We start from the raw sequence: 21,951 nt of genomic DNA, 5'->3' as shown, positions 1-21,951 counted from the left end.
GTGACGGCGAGGGTCAGGGTGGCGGCGGAGGCGACGCCGAGGGCAGCGGCGAGTAACGCGCGGATGCGGTGCATTGAGGTGGCCCTTCTGCCGCCGTCCTCGGACCGGCGCAGGTGCCGGTCAGGGGGCGAGGAGGGCGGGCACCTCGACGGTGACAGCGCCCGATTGGCCCATAAATGGCCAGGTTTGCCGAGCTGTTCCGTAAGTGTTGATGGATTCCTGATATTGGCTGTCAGGAGGCAGTAGACGCGTTCGTCAAAGTTGAAATGCTGTTAACCGGTACGTCATGGGAACGCCTCGTCGCGACGTTTGTGGGCAGACGAAGGGGTATGGACGCGATGAGCTTAGCGAGCAGGAACGATCGCGTTCCTCGCGTCCTGGAGGTGAGAGGCAATGGCTCTGCCCATAAGGCGCAATCGGGCGCCGGTGCAGCAGCAGTGGGGTGGCTCCTGGCCGAGACGGGGCTGGGATCCCTTCACCGAGTTCCAGCAGTTGTGGGATCAGATGGGACGGCTGTTCGAGCAGGGCCCCGAGACGGACATCGCCGCCTGGCGGCCCGTCGCCGAGACCGAGGAGACGCCCGACGCGTACGTCGTCCGCGCCGAACTGCCCGGTCTGAAGAGGGAAGACATCAACGTCGAGCTCGACGGCAACGAGCTGTGCGTCTCGGGTGAGATCAACGACGAGGAGAAGGGGAACAGGCTCCGGCGGCGTACCGGGAAGTTCGTCTACCGCACGATCCTGCCGAGCGACGCCGACACGGAGCAGATCCGCGGCGAGCTGGCCGACGGCGTGCTGACCGTACGCGTGCCCAAGACCGAGCAGGGCCGTTCCCGCCGCGTCGAGATCAAGGGCTGACGACCGAGTTCGGGGGAGGCGCATGGCCGGGACCCAGGCGTTCTGGATCGACGCCGGGCACGAGGGCACGCAGGCCCGTTATGGCGAGCAGCTGCGCAGGTGGCGGCACGCGTTCGCGGCGGCGGAAGGGGAGCCGGCCGCGGGCGGCGTCACGCTGGACCCGCTGCACTTCGCGCTGGGCGCGTGGGAGGTGGCCACTCGGCCGATGGCCGAGTCGCCCTACGTACGCTGCCATCCCCGCGTGCTCGACGCGACCTGTCACCGCCCGGAGGAGACGCGCGGCCCGCTGGCCGTGGTCGAGCTCGCCGTCCCGGCCCCGGTCCCGCTTCCTGACGGCTGGTCGAGCTGGCAGCGCCAGGACGGGGGCGAGCCGGCGTACGTGGCGCCGCCGTACGAGCGGCCGACCGCGCTGACCACGCTGGAGCTGCGGGTGCCGCTGGCGGCGGACCGCCTGCCGACGCCCACCCGGGCGCGCGCCGACGGCCTGCCCAACCTCGACGACGCCCAGGCCTCGCTGGAGGCGCTCGTGGCGGAGCTGAACACCGTGGTCACGCCCTTCCTGCGCGAGCTGGAAGCGACCGCGAGGTGAAAAGCGATGAACAGGCGAAACGACGATCCAGGCGACCCGCACGACGAGTTCTTCGCTCCCGTCCTGCGTGAGCCACCGCCTCCCGAGTCCGTGTCGGAGTCGGGGAAGGTGAGCGACACCGGCGTGCCCGACGTCGCCGGGGCCGGCCGGGGGCGGTGGGCCAAGGCGCCGCCGCCCTCGAACGCGCTCAGCGTGCGCCTGCTGGCGGCCGCGCTCGGCGTGCTCGCCGGGGTGGTGCTGGCGCTGCTGGCGCTGCTGGCCGGACGGCCGCTGCTGGCCATCCTGCCCGCCGCCGTCGCGCTGGGGGCGGCCGCGTATCTGGTGGTGTTCGGCGTACGCCGCTCCCGCGCGGATGGCGGCCCGCCGACGTTCGGATGAGCGCCTGGTTTCACCCTCGTCAGCAGGGTAAACGCCCTGCTGAGAACGGACGAACCTGGCTAGGAGGCCCGCATGAAACACGTTCAGCGAGGAGTCGTGGCGCAGCTCATCGATCGGGAATGCGTCCGCCGGCTGCTGACCTCGGAACAGCCCGACGCCACGCTGGTCTTCGTGCGCGGCGACTGCGTGGTCCTCCCGGCCGCCGACGTGGACGACGCCCACAAGGGGCTGGTCATCGCCCGCCGTGACGAGGTGGCGGCCAAGCTCCCGGACCGCCTGACCGACAAGGTCCTGGACGACCTGGCGCACCGGCTGGACAACATCGTCCGGGACCTGGGCGCCTGAGGCGCCGCGCCCCTCCTGGCGGCGGACTTCTTCCAGGATCCTGGTCCCAGACCGGGTTCGATCGCCAGGACGAGGAAACGGGACGATCACGCCCCTAGATTCATGACGTGACGGATGAGAAGCCCCGTGGTGGCCGGGGAACACGGCTGCGCAGGATCGTCGTCTGGTGCGCGGCGCTGGTCGCGCTGGTGGCGGCCGCGGGGTTCGGCTACGAGTCCGTCGCCCGGCGGGCCGACGGCACGCGTCACCCCGCGCCGGGCAGGCTCGTGCGGGTGGGAGACCACCGGCTCCACCTGCACTGCACCGGCGCCGGGACGCCCACCGTCGTGCTCGAGGCGGGGCTGGCGGAGTCGAGCGCGAGCTGGGACGTCATCCAGCGCGGGCTCTCCGGCGGCGCCCGCGTGTGCGCCTACGACCGGGCGGGCTACGCCTGGAGTCAGGACGGCCCGCCGCCGCGTACCGCCTGGCACGCCGCCGGGGAGCTGCGTGCCCTGCTCTCGGCGGCCGGGGAGCGCGGGCCGTACGTCCTGGCAGGACACTCCTACGGCGGCAACATCGTGCGGGTCTTCGCCGGCCGCTGGCCTGACCTTGCCGCAGGCCTCGTGCTGATCGACGTCACCGACGAGAACGCCGCCGACGCCCTGAACCTGTCCAGGCCGCTGCTCGCCGCGCAGTTCACCGTCAACGGCCTGCTCGCGCGGACCGGCCTGCTGCGGCTGTCCGGCGAGGCGCTGGTGCCCGCCGAGGCCACCGCCCCGGCTCGCGTCCATGCTTCTGTGGTCTACGGGGGCAGGAGCATGGACGCCGCGCGGGCCGAGGCCTGGTCCGTCCTGGACAGTGCCGCGCAGGTCCGGGCGACGGTACGGCCGGGGGCGTGGGGTGACCGGCCCGTCGTGGTCATCGTCCCCTCCGGCCAGCCCGCCATCGCCGTCGATCAGGCCCGGCGCCTCGCCGCGCTCTCCACCCGGGGCCGCCTGATGATCGCCGCCACCGCCGAGCACTACGTGCAGGCCGCCCAGCCCGAGCTGGTCATCGGCGCGATCCGCGACGTGGTCGCCGCACGATAGGCTCCCCGCCGATCCTGCCCGGCAGGGAGGCGGCGGGGAGCCCTCTGGACAAGCCGCCAAGGCGTGTGGTGAAGTCCTTGCCAGCGTCGCGGTGCGCCCGGCAAGGAGATCGCCGAGGGCATGGAGGCGCCGGAATCCCGGGACGACTGTGGAAAGACCTGACGAGCGCCTGCTGGCGTTCGGTAACCAGCTGATCGAGGTACACCTCTGGCTCCGGGAGGAGCTCGACGCGCTCCGCGAGGACGTCGACGCCTTTCTCGCCGGGGACGCGCGGCCCCGCGAACTGAGGGCCCATTGCCTGACCTTCTGCTCCGCGCTGCAGCGGCACCACACCGGCGAGGACGGCGGCGCCTTCCCCGAGCTCGCCGAGCGGTTCCCCGAATTGGGCCCCGTGCTGGACGAGCTGCGCCGCGATCACCAACTGGTCGAGGACTCGCTCCAGAGACTGCAGGAGCTGCTCGACGGCCTGGACGGGGCGGCGGACCCCGCCGCGGTGCGCAGAGAGCTGGACAGCCTCGCCGCGCTGATGGAGACGCACTTCGTGTACGAGGAGAAGCGGATCGTCTCGGCGCTGGACGCGCCGGCGTGGGACCGCTCCCCGCCCGATTTCCTGCTCTTGGACGACGCCGAGCGCTGATCCCGCCGGCCGCGGTGGCCTGGCGGGTCAGCCGAGTTCGAGGACGACCTTGGTCCAGCCGGGCTCGCGGCGGTCGAACGCCTGGTAGGCGTCGATCACGTGGGGCAGGTCCTCCTGCTGGGTCAGCACAGTGCTGGGATCGGCCGCGCTCGCGGCGATCTTGCTGAGCAGGCCGGGCGCGTAGCGCCGGTGGTTGCAGTTGCCGGCCTTGATGGTGAGGTTGCGGTTCATGGCCGCGCCCAGCGGGAAGCTCTCGTGCTGCGGCGGGTAGACGCCGACGATCCCGATGGTGCCGGCCTTGTCGACCATCTCCACCGCCCAGCGCAGCGCCTGGTTCGGCGCGTCGCCGGGGACCCAGGCGCCGCCCTTGGTGCTCCGCTCGGTCCCCTCGGCGGCTGGTCCCGACTTGGGGCTCTCCGCGTCGATGCCCACGGCGTCGATGACCCGGTCGGCGCCGATGCCGCCGGTGAGCTCCTTGACCGTCTGCACCGGGTCCTCGACGTTGAAGTCGATCGTCTCGGCGTTCTGCAGGCGCGCGGTCTCCAGCCGGTCGGCGTTGCCGTCGACGATCAGCACCCGGCCGGCACCCTGCATGCGGGCCGACAGCGCCGCGAGCTGCCCCACCGGCCCGGCGCCGAGCACGGCCACCACGTCGCCGTTGCCGACCTCCGCCAGCTTCGCGCCGAACCAGCCGGTGGGGAAGATGTCGCAGACGGTCAGCGCCTGCTCGTCCGTCACGCCGGGCGGGATGGCGACCATGCCGGTGTGGGCGTACGGGATGCGGGCGTACTCGGACTGGAGCCCGTCGAAGGGACCGGTGCTCTCCGGCCCGCCGAAGAACGCCGTTCCCGCGGCTGGGCCGTTCGGGTTGGCCACGTCGCACTGCGCGTAGTAGCCGGCCCGGCAGTAGGCACAGCGGCCGCAGGCGATGGTGGAGCACACGACCACGCGGTCGCCGGGATTGAAGTTGCGTACGTTGGGCCCGGTCTCCTCCACGACCCCCACGGCCTCGTGGCCCAGGATCGTCCCCGGCCGCATGCCGGGCACGGTGCCGCGGACGAAGTGCAGGTCGGTGCCGCAGATCGCGCTGGCGGTGATGCGGACGACGGCGTCCTCCGGCTCCTGGATGCGCGGATCGGGCACCTGCTCAACGGCGATCTTGCCGACGTCGTGCCAGACGACAGCCTTCATCAGCTCTTCCTTCCTCTCAGATGGCCTCTCAGTGGCTTCTCATGGCCTCTCAATGGGCCGCCCCGTTCAGGCGGCGTCGCGATGCTGGTGGTCGCGGGGTGGCAGGGCGAGGTCGGCGCCGCGCGGGTGGAGATAAGGGTCGGTCCTGTGCAGCCCGGCGGTCTGGATGATCCGGCTGATGTCGGTCGGAGTGAGCAGCCCGATCAGGCGGCCGGAGGGGTCGAGCACCACGGCCCGCCCGTCGGCGCAGCCGCTCATCCGGCCCAGCAGCCCGGTCAGCGGCTCATCGGGGGTGGCCTGCGGCACGTCCCCGGGAGGGCAGGCGATGTCGGCCAGCCGCGTCGCGTCCCGCGCCGCGGGGGCCACCTCCCTGATGCGGTTGAGCGTCACCAGGCCGAGGAAGGCCCCGTCCGCGCCCACGAGCGGGTACGTCGACAGCCGCCGGCTCATCACCAGGCGGTCGATCAGGCCGGACACGGTCTCGTCCGGGTGGGCGACGACGGGTTGCCGCGACATCACGTCCCCGACCCGTACGCCGTGCAGGGCGGCGCCGAGTTGCGCCTGCTGCTCCTCGGCACTGGCGGCGTTCACGAGGAACAGCCCGATCAGGACCAGCCACAGGCCCTGGAAGCCGAGTCCGGTGACGACCTGCAGGAAGCCCAGCGCGATGAGCATGTACCCGAACACCCGCCCCGCGCGGGCGGCGGCGATCGCCGCGCGCACCCGGTCGCCCCACCGCGCCCAGAGAGCGGCACGCAGCACGCGGCCGCCGTCCAGCGGCGCGGCCGGGACCAGGTTGAACACGGCCAGGAGCACGTTGACGCCGGCCAGGTAGGCGAACATCCCGGCCACCAGCGCCGCGCCGGAGACCAGCGCCAGCGCCCCGAAGACCACCCCGCACGCCAGGCTGGCCACGGGTCCCACGACGGCGATCTTCAGATCGGCGCCGGGCGACTTCGGCTCGCTGCGGAGCTCGGCGATCCCGCCGAGCAGCCAGAGCGTGATCTGCGGCACCTCGATGCCGTGGCGCTTGGCCACCAAGGCGTGAGCGAGCTCGTGGGCGAGCAGGGAGGCCAGGAACAGCACGGCCGCGGCCAGCCCGGCGAGCAGGTACGCCGCCACGGAGTAGCCGGGGAAGACGATCGGGAAGCGCCCGAAGGCCAGCCCGACCACCAGGATCAGCACGATGAAGAGCACGCTGACGTTGACCCCGACGAGGACCCCGCCGATGCGGCCCAGACTGAACGACGAACGCATCTGCCCACTCCTCGCGAATCGACGCCGACCAGCGCCAATTCCGCTACCCGGGTGAGGATGCGAAAACCTGTCCGGCCGTCAGCCGCCGCTACCGAGGGCGACCGCGCACACCGCTGACTACGAGGCCAGGGCGCGTTGCATGAGCGTGGTGTCGATCCAGCGGCCGTGCTTGTAGCCGACGTCGATCAGCCGGCCCGCCTCGGTGAAGCCGAAACGGCGGTGCAGCGCGATCGAGCGGTCGTCGCCGGCGTCGGCGATGACGGCGATCATCCGGCGCATGCCGGCCGCGATCGACCCGGCCACCAGCTCGCCCAGCAGCGCTCCGCCCAGTCCCAGGCCCGTGTGTCCGGGGGCGAGGTAGATCGAGTCCTCCACGGTGTGCCGGTAGGCGGACTTGGGGCGCCAGGGGCCGGCGTAGGCGTACCCGGCCACCTCGCCGGACCGGTCGGCGACGAGGAAGGGCAGGCCGCGGCCGGTCAGCTCGTCCAGCCGCCGGTGCCAGTCGTCGACGGCCGGCGGCGTCTCCTCGAAGGTGATCACGGTGTTGGTGACGTAGTGGGAGTTGATCTCGGCCACGGCCTTCAGGTCCGCGGGAACCGCCGGTCGGATGACGGCTTGGGGAGGCGTCACAGTGATCGTCTTTCTCTATAGTGAAATCAACTCCCATTATAGAGTAGTCAGTCGGCCGTGAACCGGGCTATCCAGCGGCGTTGCCACGGGGTCTCGACGGCCCGGGGGTGGTGGTGCTCCCGCGTCCAGGCCACGGCGCCGGCGGCATCCAGCCCGGCCAGCACGGCGAGGCAGGCGATGACGGTGCCGGTACGGCCGATGCCGCCGCCGCACGCGACCTCGACCGGCTCCCCGGCCCGCGCCCGCTCGTGCAGCGCGCGGATGCCACGGACTGCCAGGTCCCGGTCGCGGGGGAGCAGGAAGTCGGGCCACTCGATCCACTCGCGCGGCCACGGCAACGCGGCGTCGTGCCGGCGACGAAGCCGGCCAGACCCCAGGTAGAGCCCGAAGCCGGGCGCAGGTCCCTCGGGAAGCGGGCGCCGCAGACCACGGCCCCGCACCCAGCAGCCGTCCGGGAGCCGGATCGCGCCGACAAGTGGCGGACCGCTCGCCGGGTCGCGCCCATCGGACGTGGGAAAGCTCGCCGGATCGCGCCCATCGGATGTCGGGGAGCTCACCGGATCACGCTCCCCATCCGTCGCCTGGCGCGGTGGTCGGCGACGTTGACGCGGTTGCCGCATCGGTCCGGCATGCAGTAGCTGCGGCGCCCCGCCCGGCTGGTGTCGACGAAGACGCCGCGGCAGCCCGGTGCGGCACAGGGGCGGAAACGGCTGTGGCCGAGCGTCCGGACTGCGCCGAGCAGCCCGATGCCGATGAGCGCGGCCAGCTCGCCGGCCGGCGACGCGCCCGGTGCGGTGGGGACGTACCACTGCCAGCCGCCGGACTCGCGGCGCAGCACCGGGGCCTGGCCCGCACGCCCGGCCAGCACCATCGCGCCCGCGACGGCCTGCTCCTCCCACTCGGTCTCCAGGACACCACGCACCTCCCTGCGCAACAGGTGGATCTGGTGGAGGTCGTCGGCGGTCGGCGCCCCATCCGCCAGGGCGTCGAGCCGGACGCCGCGTTCGGCCAGGAAGCCCGTCAGCGCGTCCGGGTCCGTAAGGGCCTCGGTGGCCCGCACGGTGGGCGAGGTGTTGACCAGGTCGGTCGCCACCGCCGCCCCCACCGCGTAGTCGATGATGGAGATGTCCACGCCCTGCCCTCCGAACTGTAAGGGTTATAGAGAGACTATACCCATTACAGTATGGGAAACCCCTACCATAGGGGCTTGGTGAACCTCGAAGCCCTGGGCAGGCACATTCAGGAGCTCCGCCACGACCGGGCCATGACGCTCCAGCAGTTGGCCGACGCGGCCGACGTGAGCGTGAGTATGCTGTCCTCCGTCGAGCGCGGGCACAAGGCACCCACCATCGTCGTGCTGGCCCGCATCGCCGACGGCCTCGGCGTGCCCGTCGCCGAGCTGGTCGCGCAGCCCGAGGATTGCCGCGTCATCGTGCGCCGCGCCACCGAGCAGGAGCACCTCGACGAGCCCGGCGGATGGCGGCGGACGATCCTCACGCCGGTCGTGCCCGGCGTGAACTTCGAGTGGATCCGCACCACGCTGCCGCCGAAGTGCGACGCGGGCCGGTTCCCCGCGTACGCGGCGGGCTCCCACGAGTACGTCGCCGTCGAGTCCGGCACTCTCCGGCTGACCCTCGGCGACAGGCACCTCGACCTGAACGCGGGCGACTCAGTCTATTTCGCCGCCGACGTCGAGCACGCCTACGCCAATCCTGGCGGGGTTCCGTGCACGTACCACGTGGCCGCGCTCATCATGCGCCCCCGCAGGGCCCACCCGCGCCCCAACGACTAGGGCCCGGCGCCGCGATCATTGACAAATGAACGCACCTGTGCTCCGGAGCTCGGTAAGAAGTGGGCGCGGACATCTTATGCGGCGGCCGACTCCCGGATAGTGTGCGGTAAGGCAAGCAATCCCTGTGTCCATGTCACCCGAATTCCTGGCCCGAATTCTGATCGGTGGGCATCACATGCAGGATCTGACGTTCGCCGTCCAGAGGCTGCCGGGCGTGTGCGTGATCTCCGTGGCAGGGGAGATCGACGCCGCGACCGCCGGCCAGCTCGACCGCTATGTCCAGCGCAGCCGGCGCATGCCCGGCGAGCACATGGTGATCGATCTCAGCGAGGCCGGGTTCCTCGGCAGCGCGGGACTTCGCGTGCTGCTGAACACCCATGCCTTCGCCCGCCAGCATGGCGGCGCCCTCCATCTGGCCGCGCCGCATCCCACGCTCGCGCGCATCATGGAGATCACCCAGGCGCACACCGTGCTGCATGTGCACGCCACGGTCGAGCAGGCGGTGATCGCCGCGCTCCAGCAGTCCAGTGCGCCGGAGAGAACCCTCACCCAGGCTTGACCCCAGTCGATTTGGTACGCGGACGCAAGAAAATTTCAGCTGATTTCCGGCTGCGGCGATCGCGCCCGGCCAGCGGCGATAAGGCCGGTGTCAGGGGGCGACGATCGCCGGGATCTTGCGCTTAAGCAGGACTTACCCGCCATTCATCATTCTTGTGTCATCGGGACCTAGGAGATGACATGGACGCGAACGAGCCTCGCGAGCACAGCGCCGGTGGCTGGAGCCAGTTCGGTGACACACCGCCCTCCGCGGGAGGGTTCACGCGGCCGGAACCGGTGGGCCCCGCCCTGCCGCCACCGCCGCCGCCGCGGCGACCGGGTCTCCGGGTCGGCCGCAAGGCGATCGCCGGGCTCGCGCTGGCCGCCGTGGCCGCCATGGGGGTGTCGGCGCTGGGCGGAGGCGCCGTGGGGGCGTACATGGCAGGCGGCGCACGCCCCACGGTGACCACCACCGCGACCGCGGCGAGCCCCGTCTTCCGCACCGTCGCCGACCAGCTCACGATCTCGCAGGTGGCGGAGAAGGTGCAGCCGTCGGTCGTGATGATCCAGGGGCAGACCGCCGAGGGCTCCGGCGTGGTGCTGTCAGAGGACGGGCTGATCCTCACCAACAACCACGTCGTGGCAGGGCAGAACGGCGGGCTGACGGTGAAGTTCAACGACGGCACGACGGCCAAGGCCACTGTGGTCGGCACCGACCCGGCCACCGACCTCGCCGTCATCCGCGCCGAGGGCGTGAAGGGGCTGGCCAAGGCCACGCTCGGGGACAGCGACCAGCTCAAGGTCGGCGACGACGTGCTGGCCCTCGGCAGCCCGCTCGGCCTGGACGGGACGGTGACCTCGGGCATCGTCAGCGCGCTCGACCGTACGGTCACCGCCGGTGGCAGCCCCAACGAGCAGCAGCTCCCGCCCGGCTGGAGCCAGCAGGGAGCGGAGAGCGAGACGACCACGCTCGGTGGCATGATCCAGACCGACGCCGCGATCAACCCCGGCAACTCCGGCGGCGCCCTCGTGAACGCGGCGGGCGAGCTGATCGGCATCAACAGCGCGGTGTCCTCCGAGGGCGTCAACCTCGGCTTCGCGATCCCCGTGAACACCGCCAAGCTGGTGTCCGAGCAGCTCATCAGCAAGGGCAAGGTGAGCCATGCGTTCCTCGGGGTGAGCGTCACGGACGCCGCCGGCGAGGCCCCCGGCGCGCTGGTCCGCCAGGTGACCGCGGGCAGCCCGGCGGAGAAGGCGGGGCTGAAGCAGGGCGACCTCATCACCGAGATCGGCAACACGAAGGTCGAGGGCGGCGACACGGTCGTCGGCCAGGTCCGCGGGTTCCAGGTGGGCCAGCAGGTGGAGGTCACGTACGTGCGGAACGGCAAGACGGACACCGTGATCGTCACCATGGAACAGCAGAAGTAGCCTGTTTCAGGTGCCGAGGCCGGCGTCCCGGGCCCGGGCCACCGCGGAGGCGCGGTCGGAGACGCCGAGCTTGGCGAAGATGTTGGAGACGTGATTGCGGACGGTCTTCTCGCTGAGGAAGAGCCGCTGCGCGATCGCGGTGTTGGTGAGGCCGGTGGCGAGCAGGTGGAGCACCTCGCGTTCCCGGTCGGTCAGCTCGGGCAGCGGGCGCGGTCCCGTTGCCTGCGAGGTCAGGGCGGAGAGCACGCGGGTGCCCGTGGCCGGGCTGAAGACGACCTGGCCGGCGGCGACCGCCTCCAGCGACCGTACGATCTCCGCGGGCGTCGCCTCCTTCAGGAGGTAGCCGCGGGCGCCGGCGCGGATGGCGGCCAGGACCGAGGCGTCGTCGGACATCATGGTCAGCGCCAGCACGGCCACCTGGGGATGGCGGGCGATGATGTGCGCGGTGGCCGCGACCCCGTCCATGCCGGGCAGGCGCAGGTCCATCAGCACGACGTCGGGCAGCACCTGGTCGACCAGGTCGACGGCCGCCTCCCCGGTGCCTGCCATCCCGGCGACCTCCACGCCGGGCAGGTCGGAGAGCAGGGTGAGGAGCCCTTCGGCGAACACGGGGTGGTCCTCGACCACCACGACGCGGATCACGGCGTGCCGTTCAGCGGCAGGCGGACGAGGACGCTCGTGCCGGGGCCGGTGCCGGTGAGGAGATCGAAGGTGCCGTTGAGCTCCTCTGCGCGGCGTCGCATCGAGGTGAGGCCGAAGCCGTGACGCGTGGGGGAGGCCATGCCGATCCCGTTGTCGTCCACTCTCAGCTCCAGATCGTCCTGCGCGCGCAACCGGATCGTACAGGTGGAGGCCTGGGCGTGCCGGGCCGCGTTGGTGAGGGCCTCGGCGGTGATCCGGTACGCGGCCAGCTCGACCGCGGCGGGCAGGTCGGGCAGGTCGGGCGGCGTGTCGACGTCGACCTCCAGATGCCCGGCGAAGCCCCTGCCGAGCTCGGCCAGTGCGTCGGCCAGACCGAGGTCGTCCAGGGGCGGTGGGGCGAGGTCGTGCACGATGGCGCGTACGGTGTCGACCGTCGTCCGGGTGCGCAGCGCCAGGTCGCCGAGAAGGTGTTTGGCCTGGCCGGGGTCGGTGTCGATGAGGCCGCGGCCGCGGTCGATGTGCAGGGCGAGGGCGGCCAGGGTGGGGCCGAGCCCGTCGTGCAGCTCGTACAGGAGCCGGTCGCGCTCCTCCTGCCGGGCGGCCAGGAGGCGGCGGTGAGAGCGTTCGAGGTCGGCGCCGAGGCGGTGGGCGCGCACGGCCACGGCCAGGTGCGGGGCCAGCTCCGACAGGAGGGCGTGGTCCCTGGGCCGCAGCCGCTCGCCGATCACGAGCGTGCCGACGCGCTCGCCCGAGTGATGCAGCGGTACGCGTTCCGACGCCTCGGCGGGGCGGCCCCACTGGGCGACGATCGCGCCGGACTCCTCGACGCCCACGTAGTGCACGCGCAGGCTGCGGCCCAGCTCGGCGGCCATCCGGTCGAGCAGCCGTCCAGGGGGCTCGGCGTCGGACAGCCGGCTGCCGAGCCGGCGCAGCGTCTGCCGGGGGTCGTCGCGGTCGCCGTACACGAGCTGGTTGGCTCTGGCGCGGACGCGCGTGTACAGGGGATGGACGGCGAAGGCCACCAGCGCCGCGCTCGCCGCCGCCCCCACCACCCGGCCGAGCGTGAACACGGCCAGCGCGTACGCCCCCAGCAGCAGCACGCTGACGGCGCCGAAGGCCAGCGCCCGCGACAGCAGCAGGTCCAGGTCCCACAGCCGGTGGGCCACGACCGCGACCGCGACGGCCACCGGCAGCGGCACCGGGGCCAGCGCGACCAGCAGCGGCCCGGCCACCTGCAGCAACTGGCCCGCGCCCAGCATGACCACAGTGACCAGGGCGGCGGCCAGCACCCACTGCAACTGGCGGCGCGCCCCCGGTTGCGCCCGCCGGTAGCGCACCGCCAGCGACGACACCGCCAGGACGGCCACGGCCGCGGAGCAGCCCGCCGCGGCGACGCGCAGGACGGGCGGGAACGGCGGCAGCCCGGCCAGCACGCCGACGTAGCCCGGCGGGTACAGCCCGGCCACGTCCACCACGGTGACCGGCCGCAACGCCCAGTCCAGGGTGTTGACCACGATGGCCGCCACGGCCAGCACCGCCACCGGGCGCCACCGCGGCGACGGCAGCCGCCCGTCCGGGAAGACCAGCAGGAACAAGGTGGGCACCGCGAGGTAGGCGGGCATCCACAGCCAGTTCGACAGCCACATCGCCCAGTCGTCGCCGGGCAGCCGACCGCCGTTGATGCCGAGCAGCCCGTACGCCGACAGCGCCACCCCCACCCCCTGCGCCGCCCCGATCGCCGTCATCAGCCACCCGACGCGGCTGACCGGAAGCTGCGCCACGACGAAGAGGCCGGGCAGGCCGAACGCGAGCGCGGCCACGGCGCGGAAGGCGTCGAAACGCTCCACGAACCCCGTCACCCCGAGCACGCGTAGCTGGGGCTCGATCGCGAGCGCGCCCACGACCAGGCAGAACAGCAGAATCCCGGCCGTGGTGCCGAGGCGGATCGAGGTGCGGGTCACGACTCGAATGGTGTCATCCGCCGTGTCCCGCGGTCACGGGACGAAATGTCCCAATTTGGGGGCGGCCTGGGTGATCGTGCCCTTGCTGGCGCTGCTGCTCGAACGCTGACGGTCACTCCTGCTTTCCGGGGCGGAGCAGGCCGGACTCGTAGGCGTGGGCGACGAGCTGGGCGCGGGTGCGCAGGGCCAGCTTGGTCATGAGGTGGTTGATGTGCGTGCCGACCGTGGCCTGGGTGATGAACAGGGCGGCGGCGATCTCGGCGTTGGACAGGCCGCGGGCGACCAGGCGCAGGATGTCCACCTCGCGCGGCGTGAGCGCGTCGAGGCTGGAGGGGGCGGCGCGCCCGGCGTACCCGGCGATGACGCGGGGGGTCACGGCGGGGTCGAGCAGCGCCTGGCCGCGTACGGCGGCGTGGATGGCCGCGAAGAGCTGCTCCGGCGGCGACGACTTGAGCAGGAATCCGCTGACCCCGGCGCCTAGGGCGGCGGCGAGGTGGTCGTCGCTGTCGTAGGTGGTCAGCATGATGACGCGCGGGGGGCCGGGCAGGGTCATGATCTGCCGCGCCGCGGTCAGCCCGGTCACGGCGGGCATCGCGATGTCGAGCAGCGCCACGTCCGGGCGCAGCCGCCGGACGAGCTCCACCGCCTCCCGGCCGTCGCGGGCCTCGCCGACCACCTCCAGGTCGCCCTGCGTGCCGAGCACCATGCGCAGGCCCGCTCTGATCATCTCCTGGTCGTCGGCGATGACGAGGCGGACGATCATCGGCCGCCCACCGCCTCCGAGGTGCTCGCCGGCAGCGGCAGCACGGCGCGCACGCGGTATCCGCCGCCCTCGCGCGGCCCGGCGTCGAGATCGCCGTGGAACAGCGTCACCCGTTCCCTGATCCCCATCAGGCCGTTGCCTCCCGATGGGACCGCAGGCCCGGCGCGCCCATCCTTGGGCCCTTCGTCGGTGATCTCCAGGCTTAGCTCACCGGTCCCGTAGGTGACCTTGATCAGGGCTTCGGTGGGGCCGGCGTGCTTGAGGATGTTCGTCAGCGCCTCCTGCACGATGCGGTAGGCGGACAGGTCCAGGCCCGCGGCCAGCGGCACCGGCTCGCCCTCCACCCGGAGCGCGACGTCCAGCCCGGTGGAGCGCAGGTGCGCCACCAGCTCGGACAGCCGGTCCAGCGTCGGCCGCGGCGCCGTCTCGTCGCTCTCCGGCGCCGCCCGCAGCAGGCCCAGCATGCGGTGCAGCTCCTCCACCGCCCCGCGCCCCGTCTCCTCGATCGAGACCAGCGCCTCTTGCTCCTGGCGGCGGTCCTTGGGCAGCATCATCCGTACGCCGCCGGCCTGCAGCACCATGACGCTGACGCTGTGCGCGATGATGTCGTGCAGCTCACGGGCGATGCGGGCGCGTTCCCTGGCCACCGCCTCCCTGGCGAGCAGCTCGCTGCGCGCGGCCATCAGCTCGCTGCGCGCGTCGGCCAGGTCTGCCCGCAGCCCGTGCCGCCGCACGGCGACGCCCGCGCCACCGGCGATCATCGCCATCACGGCCGAGACCGCGTACTCCTCCACCCCGCTCGTGGTGGTGCCCACGAACAGGCCCGTCAGGAAGAAACCCGTCATCAACAGGCCGGCGACCCCACGCCAGCTCCCCAGCGGGACCAAGCTGAGCAACGTGAACAGCAGCAGCAACTGGGTGTACCACTGCCAGGCCCCCGGCGGCTGCCGGGCCAGCAGGAACACCGCCATGTTGGCGGCGGTGAACAAGCACACCACCGCGAACGGCGCCCGCCGCCGGACCAGCACCAGGATCGCCGTCAGCGCCGCCCCGCCCAGCCACAGCGCCACGACGGGCCGCTCGGGCAGGCCGGCGGAGCCTCTCAGCTCCTCCATCAGCGCGAACAGGCCGATCACGGCGGCGACGAGCCAGTCGATCGGCCCCAGCCTCACCGTACGTCGCCCGGTGCCGCCGCCAGGTGCGGCGGTCCACGAGGAGGAAGGGGGAGAGTCGGCCATGAGCGGAGCCTAGGACACCATGTCCGGGCGGTCATCAGCCCAGCGCAGCACCCTGTGTCCCCCTCTGGGCGGACCCCGGGATCAAGGCACGCCTTGATCCGGGTCCCGGGACCATATGTCCCGGCCTCGAGATGACCGGCGCCTCATGACGCCCGACCGGCGCGACCCCGACGGTGGACGGCATGAAAACCGCGTCACCGTACGTCACCATGGCGGTCGTCAGCTTCCTCGGCTGGGCCGCGCTGGCCGTCGAATCGTTCGTCACTCCACCGCCGCAGGCGTACCGGGACGCGCTCGTCCTGATCCCGTGGACCCTGTACGGGGTGGTGCTGGCCGGCGTCCACCAGGCCCAGCGCCACCGGAGCGGCCGCCTGGCCCGCACCGGCCTGATCGTCTCCCTCGTGGGCATGCTGACCTCCGCCGTCGGGAACATCGGCGTCCTGCTGGGCAGTGAGGCCACGGTGGCCATCTCGTTCCCCGTCGGGCCGGGCCTGTTCTCTCTCGGGCTGCTGCTGTTCGGGATCGCCACCTTCCGCGCCGGCGTGCTGCCCAGGTGGGCAGGGGCGGCGCTGGTCCTGTCGCAGCCGCTGGCCATCGGGATCGGACTCGCCCTGGTGTGGCACGTGCCGGTTCACCCGCACGGCAGCTACACCGGCGGCCTCGGGCACGGCCTCGTCGTCCTGCTGACGGGGATCGCGCTCCACCGTTTCCGCCGTGAGCCGAATCCCGCCCTGCGCTGAGCTCATGAAGCGAAGAAACGCGCCGACCAGGCCGCCGAGCTCGGCGCCGACGGCGGTGGTCCGGGGGTGCGAACGAAAGCAGGCGACCCCCGGAGAAACATCGCGAGGACATGCCCTGCGAATAGCCAACCTCTGACCCGGCCTGTGGTAGCGTGATGCCGTTGCAGTTTGGTACCCATGAATTAGTGTGCGCCTGACGGTATGTAGCGTCGGGCGCATTTCTTGTTTAGCCGGTCATTTCCGGGTGGGTCAATGCGGCGACACGGGATTCGCGAGGTGTGGATTCCGGCTTTGCGCCTATGAGGAGATCGCCATGGCGACTGGCACCGTCAAGTGGTTCAACGCCGAAAAGGGCTTCGGTTTCATCGAGCAGGACGGCGGCGGCGCCGACGTCTTCGCCCACTACTCCAACATCGCCGCCCAGGGCTACCGTGAGCTGCGGGAGGGCCAGAAGGTGAGCTTCGACATCACCCAGGGCCAGAAGGGCCCGCAGGCGGAGAACATCGTTCCCGTCTGACGGCAGTGAACAAGCGGGCCCGGTCCTCCACGAGGGCCGGGCCCGCTTGTTCGGTGTCATCAGGCAAGGTGGCGCCGGGGTCGTGATGCCCGCCCCCGAGATCGGCCCGGACACGCGGCAGCGCATCGCGCGGCTGGCCGAGACCGTCGGCCGCCGATGATGCAGGGCGGCATTTCGCCGGGAATTCGTGATGTGCGGAGATGGCGGCATCCAATCTGAACCGGTCCGGGCGGGAGGCCGTACCTCACGGTGGGACGAGGTGGGGAGGTCGGCCACGTGCGGCACCGGATCACGAGCGCGGGCGTCGGGTTGCTGTTGTCGATGGCCCTGATCACGGGCCCGGCGGATGCGCACGGCGCGCTGGAGAGCCCCCTCAGCCGGGCGGCCGCCTGCGGCGCCGAGAGCCCGAAGACATCCGGGTCGGCGGCCTGCCGCGCGGCCGCGGCGGTGCGCGGTACGGCCCTGCCGGGCGATTGGGACAACCTCAGGGTATCGAACGTCGCAGGCCGGGACCGCGAGGTGATCCCGGACGGCAAGCTGTGCAGCGGCGGCGTCCCCGCCTTCAAGGGCCTCGACCTCGCCCGCGCCGACTGGCCCGCCACCACCGTGAAGCCCGGGGCCCGCTTCACCTTCAAATACCGCGGCACGATCCCGCACCGGGGCACCTTCCGGCTGTACGTCACTCGTGCCGGCTACGACCCGGCCAAGCCGCTGAAGTGGTCCGACCTGGAGCGCAAGCCGTTCCTCAAGTCCACCGACCCGAAGCTGACCGACGGCTCGTACGTCATCAAGGGCCGCCTGCCCGCCGGCCGGACCGGCCGCCACCTGATCTACACGATCTGGCAGAACTCCGACACGCCCGACACCTATTACTCCTGCTCGGACGTGATCTTCCGCAAGAGCGGCGGCGCGCGGCCCCGGCCCGCCCCCGCGCTCCAATCCACCGTCCAGCACGGCGGCCTTCCCTGGCCGGTAGGCGTGGGCGCGCTCCTGGCCGTCGGCGCCGGAGCGGCGATCATCGTGGGCCTCCGGTCGAGCCGCCGCCGTCATGGGCCGGGGCGGCCGCGGCACCGGTGAGGTCCCGCCCGCTCCGCTCAGGCTGAAATCCGGCAACGCCCGCACGTACGCGCCGTGGGCGTCGGCATCGGTGGCGGTGAGCACCGGATCGCCGAAATCTGACCGCCTGATCCGCCCGTGGCCGCCGGCCGCTGGTCCTCTTATGGCCGCCATCCGGCGGGCGGCGACGCCCAAGGGGCGAGTGTCCGCCAAATCGCATGCGCGCGAGCGTCCACTGCGTCCCGGCGTCCAGCGCGGCGGGGCGTGACCAGGAACTGGACAGCAAATGGCCTGGGAACTGGTCAGCCGGAGAGCCGATGCTCGGCAGGCTGGCGGGACCCCGCGGCGACCTCTCCCATGACATGAAGGAAAGGCTGATCCATCGTGACCGAGCGCCTGCGCGTGGCCGTGCTCGCGGGCGGGCCGTCCGCCGAGCACCAGGTGTCGCTGCAGTCGGCGCAGGCGGTGCTCGACGCCCTGCCGAGGAGCCTGTACGAGCCCTTCCCCATCATCATCGACCGCCATGGCGGGTGGCCGACGGAGCTGCGCCGCGACATGGCCGACGTGGTCTTCCCCGTGCTGCACGGGCCGTACGGCGAGGACGGCGTGCTGCAGGGGCACCTGGAGACGCTCGGCCTCCCGTACGTGGGCTGCGGGGTGCTGGCCTCGGCCGTGGCCATGGACAAGGTGGCGATGCGGCGCGCGTTCCTGGCTGAGGACCTTCCGGTCACCCCGCACGTGTGGTTCACCGAGCACGAATGGCGCGCCACGACCGACCACCGGAGCGTGGTGAAGGCGCTCGACTGGCCGATGTACGTCAAACCGGCCAACCTGGGCTCCTCCATCGGCATCTCCCGCGTCACCTCCATGGAGGAGCTGCGCGCGGGCGTCGAGCTGGCGTTCACCTACGACCGGGTGGTGGTCGTCGAGCAGGGCGTGCGGGCGCGGGAGCTGATCTGCGGCGTGCTCGGCGGCTACGACACCCCGGGGGCCTCGGTGCCAGGCGAGCTCATCGTCGGCGGCGACTGGCTCGACTACGAGACCAAGTACCTCAGCCCGGCCGACATCGCCACCATCCCGGCCGCGCTGCCCGAGCCGGTGGCCGAGGAGGTGCGGGAGCTGTCGCTGCGCGCCTTCCGCGCGATCGGCGGCTATGGCCTGTCCCGCGTCGACTTCCTCTACGAGGAGGACACCGGCCGCCTGTACCTGCTGGAGATCAACACCATGCCCGGCTTCACCTCCTGTTCCGTCTATGCCAAGGCCTGGGCGGCGAGCGGCGTCGCCTACCCCGACCTGCTGCGCCGCCTCATCGACCTGGCGCTGACTAGGAGTCGCTCATGATCCCCATGACGCTGAGCGAGATCGCGCGGCTCCTGGGAGCCGGCCTGCACGACGTCGGCGACCCGGACGCGCTGGTCACGGCCCCTTCGGCGGTCGACTCCCGCGAGGTCGTGCCCGGCGGCCTGTTCGCCGCCACGACCGGCGCACGCGTGGACGGTCACGACTACGCGGCCAAGGCCGTCGCGGACGGCGCCGTCGCCGTACTGGCGTCCCGTCCCGTCGGCGTGCCCGCCCTCGTGGTCGGTGACGTCCAGCACGCGCTCGGCGTGCTGGCCCGGCAGGCGCTCGAACGCCTCGACCCCACCGTGATCGCCCTGACCGGCTCGGTGGGCAAGACCACGACCAAGGACCTGCTGGCCCAGGTGCTCGAACGGCACGCGCCGACGGTCGCCACCGACAGGTCGTTCAACAACGAGCTGGGGCTGCCGCTCACCGTGCTGCGTGCCGACGCCGCGACCCGCTACCTGGTGCTGGAGATGGGCGCCGGGCGCCGGGGCGACCTGACCTATCTCACCCGGATCGCGCCGCCGACGGTGGGCCTGGTCCTCAACGTCGGCGCCGCCCACGTGTCCCGCATGGGAGGCGGGCTGGAGGACGTGGCCGCTGCCAAGGGGGAACTGGTGGAGGCGCTGCCCGCCGACGGGGTCGCGCTGCTCAACGCCGACGACCCGTACGTCGTGGGCATGGCCGCCCGCACCCGGGCCAGGATCACCTTGTACGGCCGGTCGGCCGGAGCGCAGGTACGCTCCGGCGACGTGCGGATGGACGACCGGGCACGACCCTCGTTCGAGCTGATCACTCCCACCGGCCGCGCCCAGGTCGAGCTGAACCTCATCGGCGAGCACCAGGTGAGCAACGCCCTGGCCGCCGCGGCCGTCGCCACGACGCTCGGTCTGTCCGCCGAGCAGATCGCCCAGGGGCTCAAGGAGGCCACCCGGCGCTCGGCGGGGCGGCTGGAGATCCTCGAACGGCCCGACGGCGTCACGATCGTCAACGACGCTTACAACGCCAACCCCGAGTCCATGCGGGCCGGGCTGCGCGCGTTGAAGGCGCTGGCCGGCGCCCGCCGCAGCGTGGCCGTGCTCGGTGCGATGGGGCAGCAGGCGGACGCCTCCCGAGCCCGGCACGCCCAGGTGGGGCGGCTCGTGGCCGAGCTCGGGATCGACGTGCTGATCGCGGTCGGTACGGGCGACCCCGTCGCGATGGCGCAGGAGGCCGAGTCCGCCAACCTGGGCGTCGCCGTCCACCGGGTCGCGGACGCCGCCGCGGCCGTCGCCCTGGCCACCGAGCTCCTCGAACCGGGTGACGTGGTGCTCGTCAAGGCCTCCAGCGAGATCGGCCTCGCCGCGTGCGCGCGCGAGCTGGCGAGAGCCGGAGTTCCGTGATGTCAGGGCCGCTGAGCGGGGCGCCCGGGGACGTGATCACGCAGCCGCACGCCGAGGACGCCGTCTTCGAGGCGATGCTCGACGGGTGGGCGCGGCAGCAGCGCGGCACCGGGCGTTTCCAGCAGTCGACGCTCCTCTTCCGCGAGCAGATCGTGCGCCGGTTCGCCGCGTTCAGCGGCGCGTACCCCTGGCAGTGGTCTCGCGAGCACTTCGATCTATGGATCGCCCAGCTGACCGTGGAGCTGCGCCGGGCCGAGTCGACCGTGCGCGGCTACCAGTCCGCGCTGCGGATCTTCTGCGAGCCCGCTATCGGGACGTCACCGTCTTCAAGGTCGTCTACGCCTGGGGGCTGCGCGGCTCGGAGGCGTCCGGGCTGGACGTGACCGACTTCCACTCCCACGCCGACGCTCCGGAGCTGGGCCGGTTCGGCTCCCTGTACGTGAGGGCCAGCGGGCGAACCCGTGGCCAGCCACCACGGCGGCGGACGATCCTCAGCGTGATGCCGTGGGCGGTGGAGGCGGTCCAGGCGTACCTGGCCGACGTCCGGCCCCGCTACCGTGCCGGCCATCGGCCCGCGCTGTGGCTGACGGAGCGGGGCGGGCGCTTGCGGGCCAGGGAGATCGAGCAGCGGTTCGCGACCTACCGGGACGCGCTCGGCCTGGACGGGGCGTTGACGCCGCTGTGCATGCGCAACGCGTACATGGCCCATCTGGTCGAGGACGGCGCCGATCCGGCGTTCGTGCAGGAGCAGGTCGGGCACCGCTGCGCCGCGGACGCCGTCCACAGAGAAGAGCCGGTGTGACGGAGCACGCGGCGAAGCTGGACTACCGCTGGCGGCTGCGCAAGGTCATGGCCGAGCGCGGCATGTACGCCACCACGGACCTGCGGCCGCCGCTGGCCGAGCGGGGCTTCAAGCTGTCGCAGAGCCAGGTCTACCGGCTGGTCGTCGAGCGGCCGGAACGGCTGAACCTGCGCGTGCTGATGGCCCTGCTGGACATCCTGGACTGCACGATCGAGGACCTGATCGAACCGGTCGCCGGCGAAGGGGATCACCGCGACGCCGCCACGGACGACCAGGGCGCGGCGGCCGGGCGGACATCCGGCGCGGAGGACCGGCCCGGCGTGCCGCGCCCCAAGCGGGCGCGTGTCCTGCCCGGCACGCCGGACCCAAGACGGCGATAAGGCCATTTGCCGGGCGGGTTTCTGCGCACGGTTGGTTGTGGGCGCGCGGAATGCCGATTTCATTAGAGGATTGTTTCGTGCATCGGCCCGACTATTCCCTGCTCGCATGTCATCGGCCCTGGTCATTGCGCGTTTAATGCCATGTGTGAATGTGTTGAATTACGCATTGATTTTTGTCGGGCCGGAGATGCGCCGACGTTAGGGTTAGGGACATGTCATCGGGTATTGACAAAAGGTCCGAGCTGCTTGGGCGGCGTTTACAGGCCGCCCGCGAGTCGGCGTTCGTGGGAAGAGAGGAGGAGCTGGCGGTTTTCTGTGCGGCGCTGTACGGCGACCGGTGCAGCGTTCTGTATGTGCACGGTCCCGGGGGCATCGGGAAATCGGCGTTGCTGCGCCGGTTCGCGCAGAAGGCCGCGA

At 72.0% G+C, this 21,951-nt stretch carries 26 protein-coding genes; 17 read left to right on the top strand and 9 right to left on the bottom strand.

Going from position 1 to position 21,951, the window contains the following annotated elements; translation table 11 throughout:
* The first annotated feature begins 393 nt into the window (after window positions 1-393).
* The 6 genes from EJK15_RS10535 (at window position 394) to EJK15_RS10510 (ending at window position 3,874) form a co-directional block, all read left to right on the top strand.
* Window positions 394-858, top strand: coding sequence for an Hsp20/alpha crystallin family protein (locus tag EJK15_RS10535; RefSeq protein WP_138710191.1), 465 nt, complete (start codon window positions 394-396; stop codon window positions 856-858).
* 22 nt (window positions 859-880) lie between these two features.
* Entirely contained in the window at window positions 881-1,447 is a 567-nt protein-coding gene (locus EJK15_RS10530) for a hypothetical protein (RefSeq protein WP_138710190.1), read from the top strand.
* A gap of 6 nt (window positions 1,448-1,453) precedes the next feature.
* A complete protein-coding gene (locus EJK15_RS10525) occupies window positions 1,454-1,825 on the top strand; it encodes a hypothetical protein (protein ID WP_138710189.1) in 372 nt (123 codons plus the stop codon).
* Window positions 1,826-1,897: 72 nt separating this feature from the next.
* Window positions 1,898-2,170 (top strand): hypothetical protein, encoded by a 273-nt coding sequence (locus tag EJK15_RS10520; RefSeq protein WP_138710188.1) that lies wholly within the window; start codon window positions 1,898-1,900, stop codon window positions 2,168-2,170.
* Window positions 2,171-2,277: 107 nt separating this feature from the next.
* Window positions 2,278-3,237, top strand: coding sequence for an alpha/beta fold hydrolase (locus EJK15_RS10515; RefSeq protein WP_171074216.1), 960 nt, complete (start codon window positions 2,278-2,280; stop codon window positions 3,235-3,237).
* 148 nt (window positions 3,238-3,385) lie between these two features.
* Window positions 3,386-3,874, top strand: a complete 489-nt coding sequence (locus EJK15_RS10510; protein WP_206060765.1) for a hemerythrin domain-containing protein — start codon at window positions 3,386-3,388, stop codon at window positions 3,872-3,874.
* A gap of 27 nt (window positions 3,875-3,901) precedes the next feature.
* Here EJK15_RS10510 and EJK15_RS10505 read toward each other — a convergent pair whose 3' ends face one another.
* The 5 genes from EJK15_RS10505 to EJK15_RS10485 all read right to left on the bottom strand — a co-directional run bounded on the left by EJK15_RS10505 (window position 3,902) and on the right by EJK15_RS10485 (window position 8,084).
* A complete protein-coding gene (locus tag EJK15_RS10505) occupies window positions 3,902-5,065 on the bottom strand; it encodes a zinc-dependent alcohol dehydrogenase (RefSeq protein WP_138710186.1) in 1,164 nt (387 codons plus the stop codon).
* Window positions 5,066-5,131: 66 nt separating this feature from the next.
* Window positions 5,132-6,322 carry a site-2 protease family protein gene (locus tag EJK15_RS10500; protein ID WP_138710185.1) on the bottom strand — a complete coding sequence of 397 codons (1,191 nt, stop codon included), beginning with the start codon at window positions 6,320-6,322 and terminating at the stop codon, window positions 5,132-5,134.
* A gap of 117 nt (window positions 6,323-6,439) precedes the next feature.
* Entirely contained in the window at window positions 6,440-6,952 is a 513-nt protein-coding gene (locus EJK15_RS10495; RefSeq protein ID WP_138710184.1) for a GNAT family N-acetyltransferase, read from the bottom strand.
* A gap of 47 nt (window positions 6,953-6,999) precedes the next feature.
* Window positions 7,000-7,509, bottom strand: a complete 510-nt coding sequence (locus tag EJK15_RS10490; RefSeq protein ID WP_420847034.1) for a protein-tyrosine phosphatase family protein — start codon at window positions 7,507-7,509, stop codon at window positions 7,000-7,002.
* Entirely contained in the window at window positions 7,506-8,084 is a 579-nt protein-coding gene (locus EJK15_RS10485) for a CGNR zinc finger domain-containing protein (RefSeq protein WP_138710182.1), read from the bottom strand. Before EJK15_RS10485 ends, EJK15_RS10490 begins: the two co-directional genes overlap by 4 nt.
* A 78-nt stretch (window positions 8,085-8,162) precedes the next feature.
* Here EJK15_RS10485 and EJK15_RS10480 point away from each other — a divergent pair, with 78 nt between their 5' ends.
* The 3 genes from EJK15_RS10480 (at window position 8,163) to EJK15_RS10470 (ending at window position 10,709) form a co-directional block, all read left to right on the top strand.
* A complete protein-coding gene (locus EJK15_RS10480; protein ID WP_240776883.1) occupies window positions 8,163-8,744 on the top strand; it encodes a helix-turn-helix domain-containing protein in 582 nt (193 codons plus the stop codon).
* Between the two features lie 130 nt (window positions 8,745-8,874).
* The gene (locus tag EJK15_RS10475; protein ID WP_138710180.1) at window positions 8,875-9,303 is read left to right on the top strand and encodes an STAS domain-containing protein; all 429 of its coding nucleotides are present in this window, start codon (window positions 8,875-8,877) and stop codon (window positions 9,301-9,303) included.
* 179 nt (window positions 9,304-9,482) lie between these two features.
* The gene (locus EJK15_RS10470) at window positions 9,483-10,709 is read left to right on the top strand and encodes a S1C family serine protease (RefSeq protein WP_138710179.1); all 1,227 of its coding nucleotides are present in this window, start codon (window positions 9,483-9,485) and stop codon (window positions 10,707-10,709) included.
* 6 nt (window positions 10,710-10,715) lie between these two features.
* Here the strand turns inward: EJK15_RS10470 and EJK15_RS10465 are convergent, their stop codons facing one another.
* The 4 genes from EJK15_RS10465 to EJK15_RS10450 all read right to left on the bottom strand — a co-directional run bounded on the left by EJK15_RS10465 (window position 10,716) and on the right by EJK15_RS10450 (window position 15,313).
* On the bottom strand, window positions 10,716-11,351 hold the full coding sequence (locus tag EJK15_RS10465) for a response regulator transcription factor (protein WP_206060764.1): 636 nt from the start codon (window positions 11,349-11,351) through the stop codon (window positions 10,716-10,718).
* Window positions 11,348-13,312, bottom strand: coding sequence for a sensor histidine kinase (locus EJK15_RS70400; protein WP_171074215.1), 1,965 nt, complete (start codon window positions 13,310-13,312; stop codon window positions 11,348-11,350). Before EJK15_RS70400 ends, EJK15_RS10465 begins: the two co-directional genes overlap by 4 nt.
* Window positions 13,313-13,424: 112 nt before the next feature.
* Window positions 13,425-14,075: a response regulator gene (locus tag EJK15_RS10455; protein ID WP_138710178.1), complete on the bottom strand. Its 651-nt coding sequence runs from the start codon at window positions 14,073-14,075 to the stop codon at window positions 13,425-13,427.
* Complete coding sequence (locus tag EJK15_RS10450; RefSeq protein WP_138710177.1) at window positions 14,072-15,313, bottom strand: sensor histidine kinase; 1,242 nt, start codon at window positions 15,311-15,313, stop codon at window positions 14,072-14,074. Before EJK15_RS10450 ends, EJK15_RS10455 begins: the two co-directional genes overlap by 4 nt.
* Before the next feature lie 182 nt (window positions 15,314-15,495).
* Here EJK15_RS10450 and EJK15_RS10445 point away from each other — a divergent pair, with 182 nt between their 5' ends.
* From EJK15_RS10445 to EJK15_RS10415, 8 genes are all read left to right on the top strand, one after another.
* Window positions 15,496-16,053, top strand: coding sequence for a hypothetical protein (locus EJK15_RS10445; protein ID WP_138710176.1), 558 nt, complete (start codon window positions 15,496-15,498; stop codon window positions 16,051-16,053).
* 313 nt (window positions 16,054-16,366) lie between these two features.
* Window positions 16,367-16,570, top strand: coding sequence for a cold-shock protein (locus tag EJK15_RS10440; RefSeq protein WP_138710175.1), 204 nt, complete (start codon window positions 16,367-16,369; stop codon window positions 16,568-16,570).
* A gap of 276 nt (window positions 16,571-16,846) precedes the next feature.
* Window positions 16,847-17,647 carry a lytic polysaccharide monooxygenase auxiliary activity family 9 protein gene (locus tag EJK15_RS10435; RefSeq protein WP_206060763.1) on the top strand — a complete coding sequence of 267 codons (801 nt, stop codon included), beginning with the start codon at window positions 16,847-16,849 and terminating at the stop codon, window positions 17,645-17,647.
* A 363-nt stretch (window positions 17,648-18,010) separates the two neighbouring features.
* Complete coding sequence (locus EJK15_RS10430) at window positions 18,011-18,967, top strand: D-alanine--D-alanine ligase family protein (protein ID WP_138710174.1); 957 nt, start codon at window positions 18,011-18,013, stop codon at window positions 18,965-18,967.
* Window positions 18,964-20,352, top strand: a complete 1,389-nt coding sequence (locus tag EJK15_RS10425; RefSeq protein WP_138710173.1) for a UDP-N-acetylmuramoyl-tripeptide--D-alanyl-D-alanine ligase — start codon at window positions 18,964-18,966, stop codon at window positions 20,350-20,352. The genes EJK15_RS10430 and EJK15_RS10425 overlap by 4 nt, the downstream gene beginning before the upstream one ends.
* Entirely contained in the window at window positions 20,352-20,735 is a 384-nt protein-coding gene (locus EJK15_RS74335; protein WP_240776881.1) for a hypothetical protein, read from the top strand. Before EJK15_RS10425 ends, EJK15_RS74335 begins: the two co-directional genes overlap by 1 nt.
* On the top strand, window positions 20,648-21,154 hold the full coding sequence (locus tag EJK15_RS10420; RefSeq protein ID WP_240776882.1) for a tyrosine-type recombinase/integrase: 507 nt from the start codon (window positions 20,648-20,650) through the stop codon (window positions 21,152-21,154). The genes EJK15_RS74335 and EJK15_RS10420 overlap by 88 nt, the downstream gene beginning before the upstream one ends.
* Window positions 21,151-21,534, top strand: coding sequence for a helix-turn-helix domain-containing protein (locus tag EJK15_RS10415; protein WP_240776880.1), 384 nt, complete (start codon window positions 21,151-21,153; stop codon window positions 21,532-21,534). Before EJK15_RS10420 ends, EJK15_RS10415 begins: the two co-directional genes overlap by 4 nt.
* The last annotated feature ends 417 nt before the right edge of the window (window positions 21,535-21,951 follow it).

The organism is Nonomuraea basaltis, from assembly GCF_005893125.1.
Lineage (GTDB): Bacteria > Actinomycetota > Actinomycetes > Streptosporangiales > Streptosporangiaceae > Nonomuraea > Nonomuraea basaltis.
Note: the sequence above shows the minus strand (reverse complement) of the source record. Positions and strands in the feature narration are given on the sequence as shown.

Coding starts and splice junctions, on each gene's coding strand:
- EJK15_RS10535 (WP_138710191.1), top strand. CDS start 394: ATGGCTCTGCCCATAAGGCGCAATCGGGCGCCGGTGCAGCAGCAGTGG.
- EJK15_RS10530 (WP_138710190.1), top strand. CDS start 881: ATGGCCGGGACCCAGGCGTTCTGGATCGACGCCGGGCACGAGGGCACG.
- EJK15_RS10525 (WP_138710189.1), top strand. CDS start 1,454: ATGAACAGGCGAAACGACGATCCAGGCGACCCGCACGACGAGTTCTTC.
- EJK15_RS10520 (WP_138710188.1), top strand. CDS start 1,898: ATGAAACACGTTCAGCGAGGAGTCGTGGCGCAGCTCATCGATCGGGAA.
- EJK15_RS10505 (WP_138710186.1), bottom strand. CDS start 5,065: ATGAAGGCTGTCGTCTGGCACGACGTCGGCAAGATCGCCGTTGAGCAG.
- EJK15_RS10500 (WP_138710185.1), bottom strand. CDS start 6,322: ATGCGTTCGTCGTTCAGTCTGGGCCGCATCGGCGGGGTCCTCGTCGGG.
- EJK15_RS10475 (WP_138710180.1), top strand. CDS start 8,875: ATGTCACCCGAATTCCTGGCCCGAATTCTGATCGGTGGGCATCACATG.
- EJK15_RS10470 (WP_138710179.1), top strand. CDS start 9,483: ATGGACGCGAACGAGCCTCGCGAGCACAGCGCCGGTGGCTGGAGCCAG.
- EJK15_RS10455 (WP_138710178.1), bottom strand. CDS start 14,075: ATGATCGTCCGCCTCGTCATCGCCGACGACCAGGAGATGATCAGAGCG.
- EJK15_RS10450 (WP_138710177.1), bottom strand. CDS start 15,313: ATGGCCGACTCTCCCCCTTCCTCCTCGTGGACCGCCGCACCTGGCGGC.
- EJK15_RS10445 (WP_138710176.1), top strand. CDS start 15,496: ATGAAAACCGCGTCACCGTACGTCACCATGGCGGTCGTCAGCTTCCTC.
- EJK15_RS10440 (WP_138710175.1), top strand. CDS start 16,367: ATGGCGACTGGCACCGTCAAGTGGTTCAACGCCGAAAAGGGCTTCGGT.
- EJK15_RS10425 (WP_138710173.1), top strand. CDS start 18,964: ATGATCCCCATGACGCTGAGCGAGATCGCGCGGCTCCTGGGAGCCGGC.
- EJK15_RS74335 (WP_240776881.1), top strand. CDS start 20,352: ATGTCAGGGCCGCTGAGCGGGGCGCCCGGGGACGTGATCACGCAGCCG.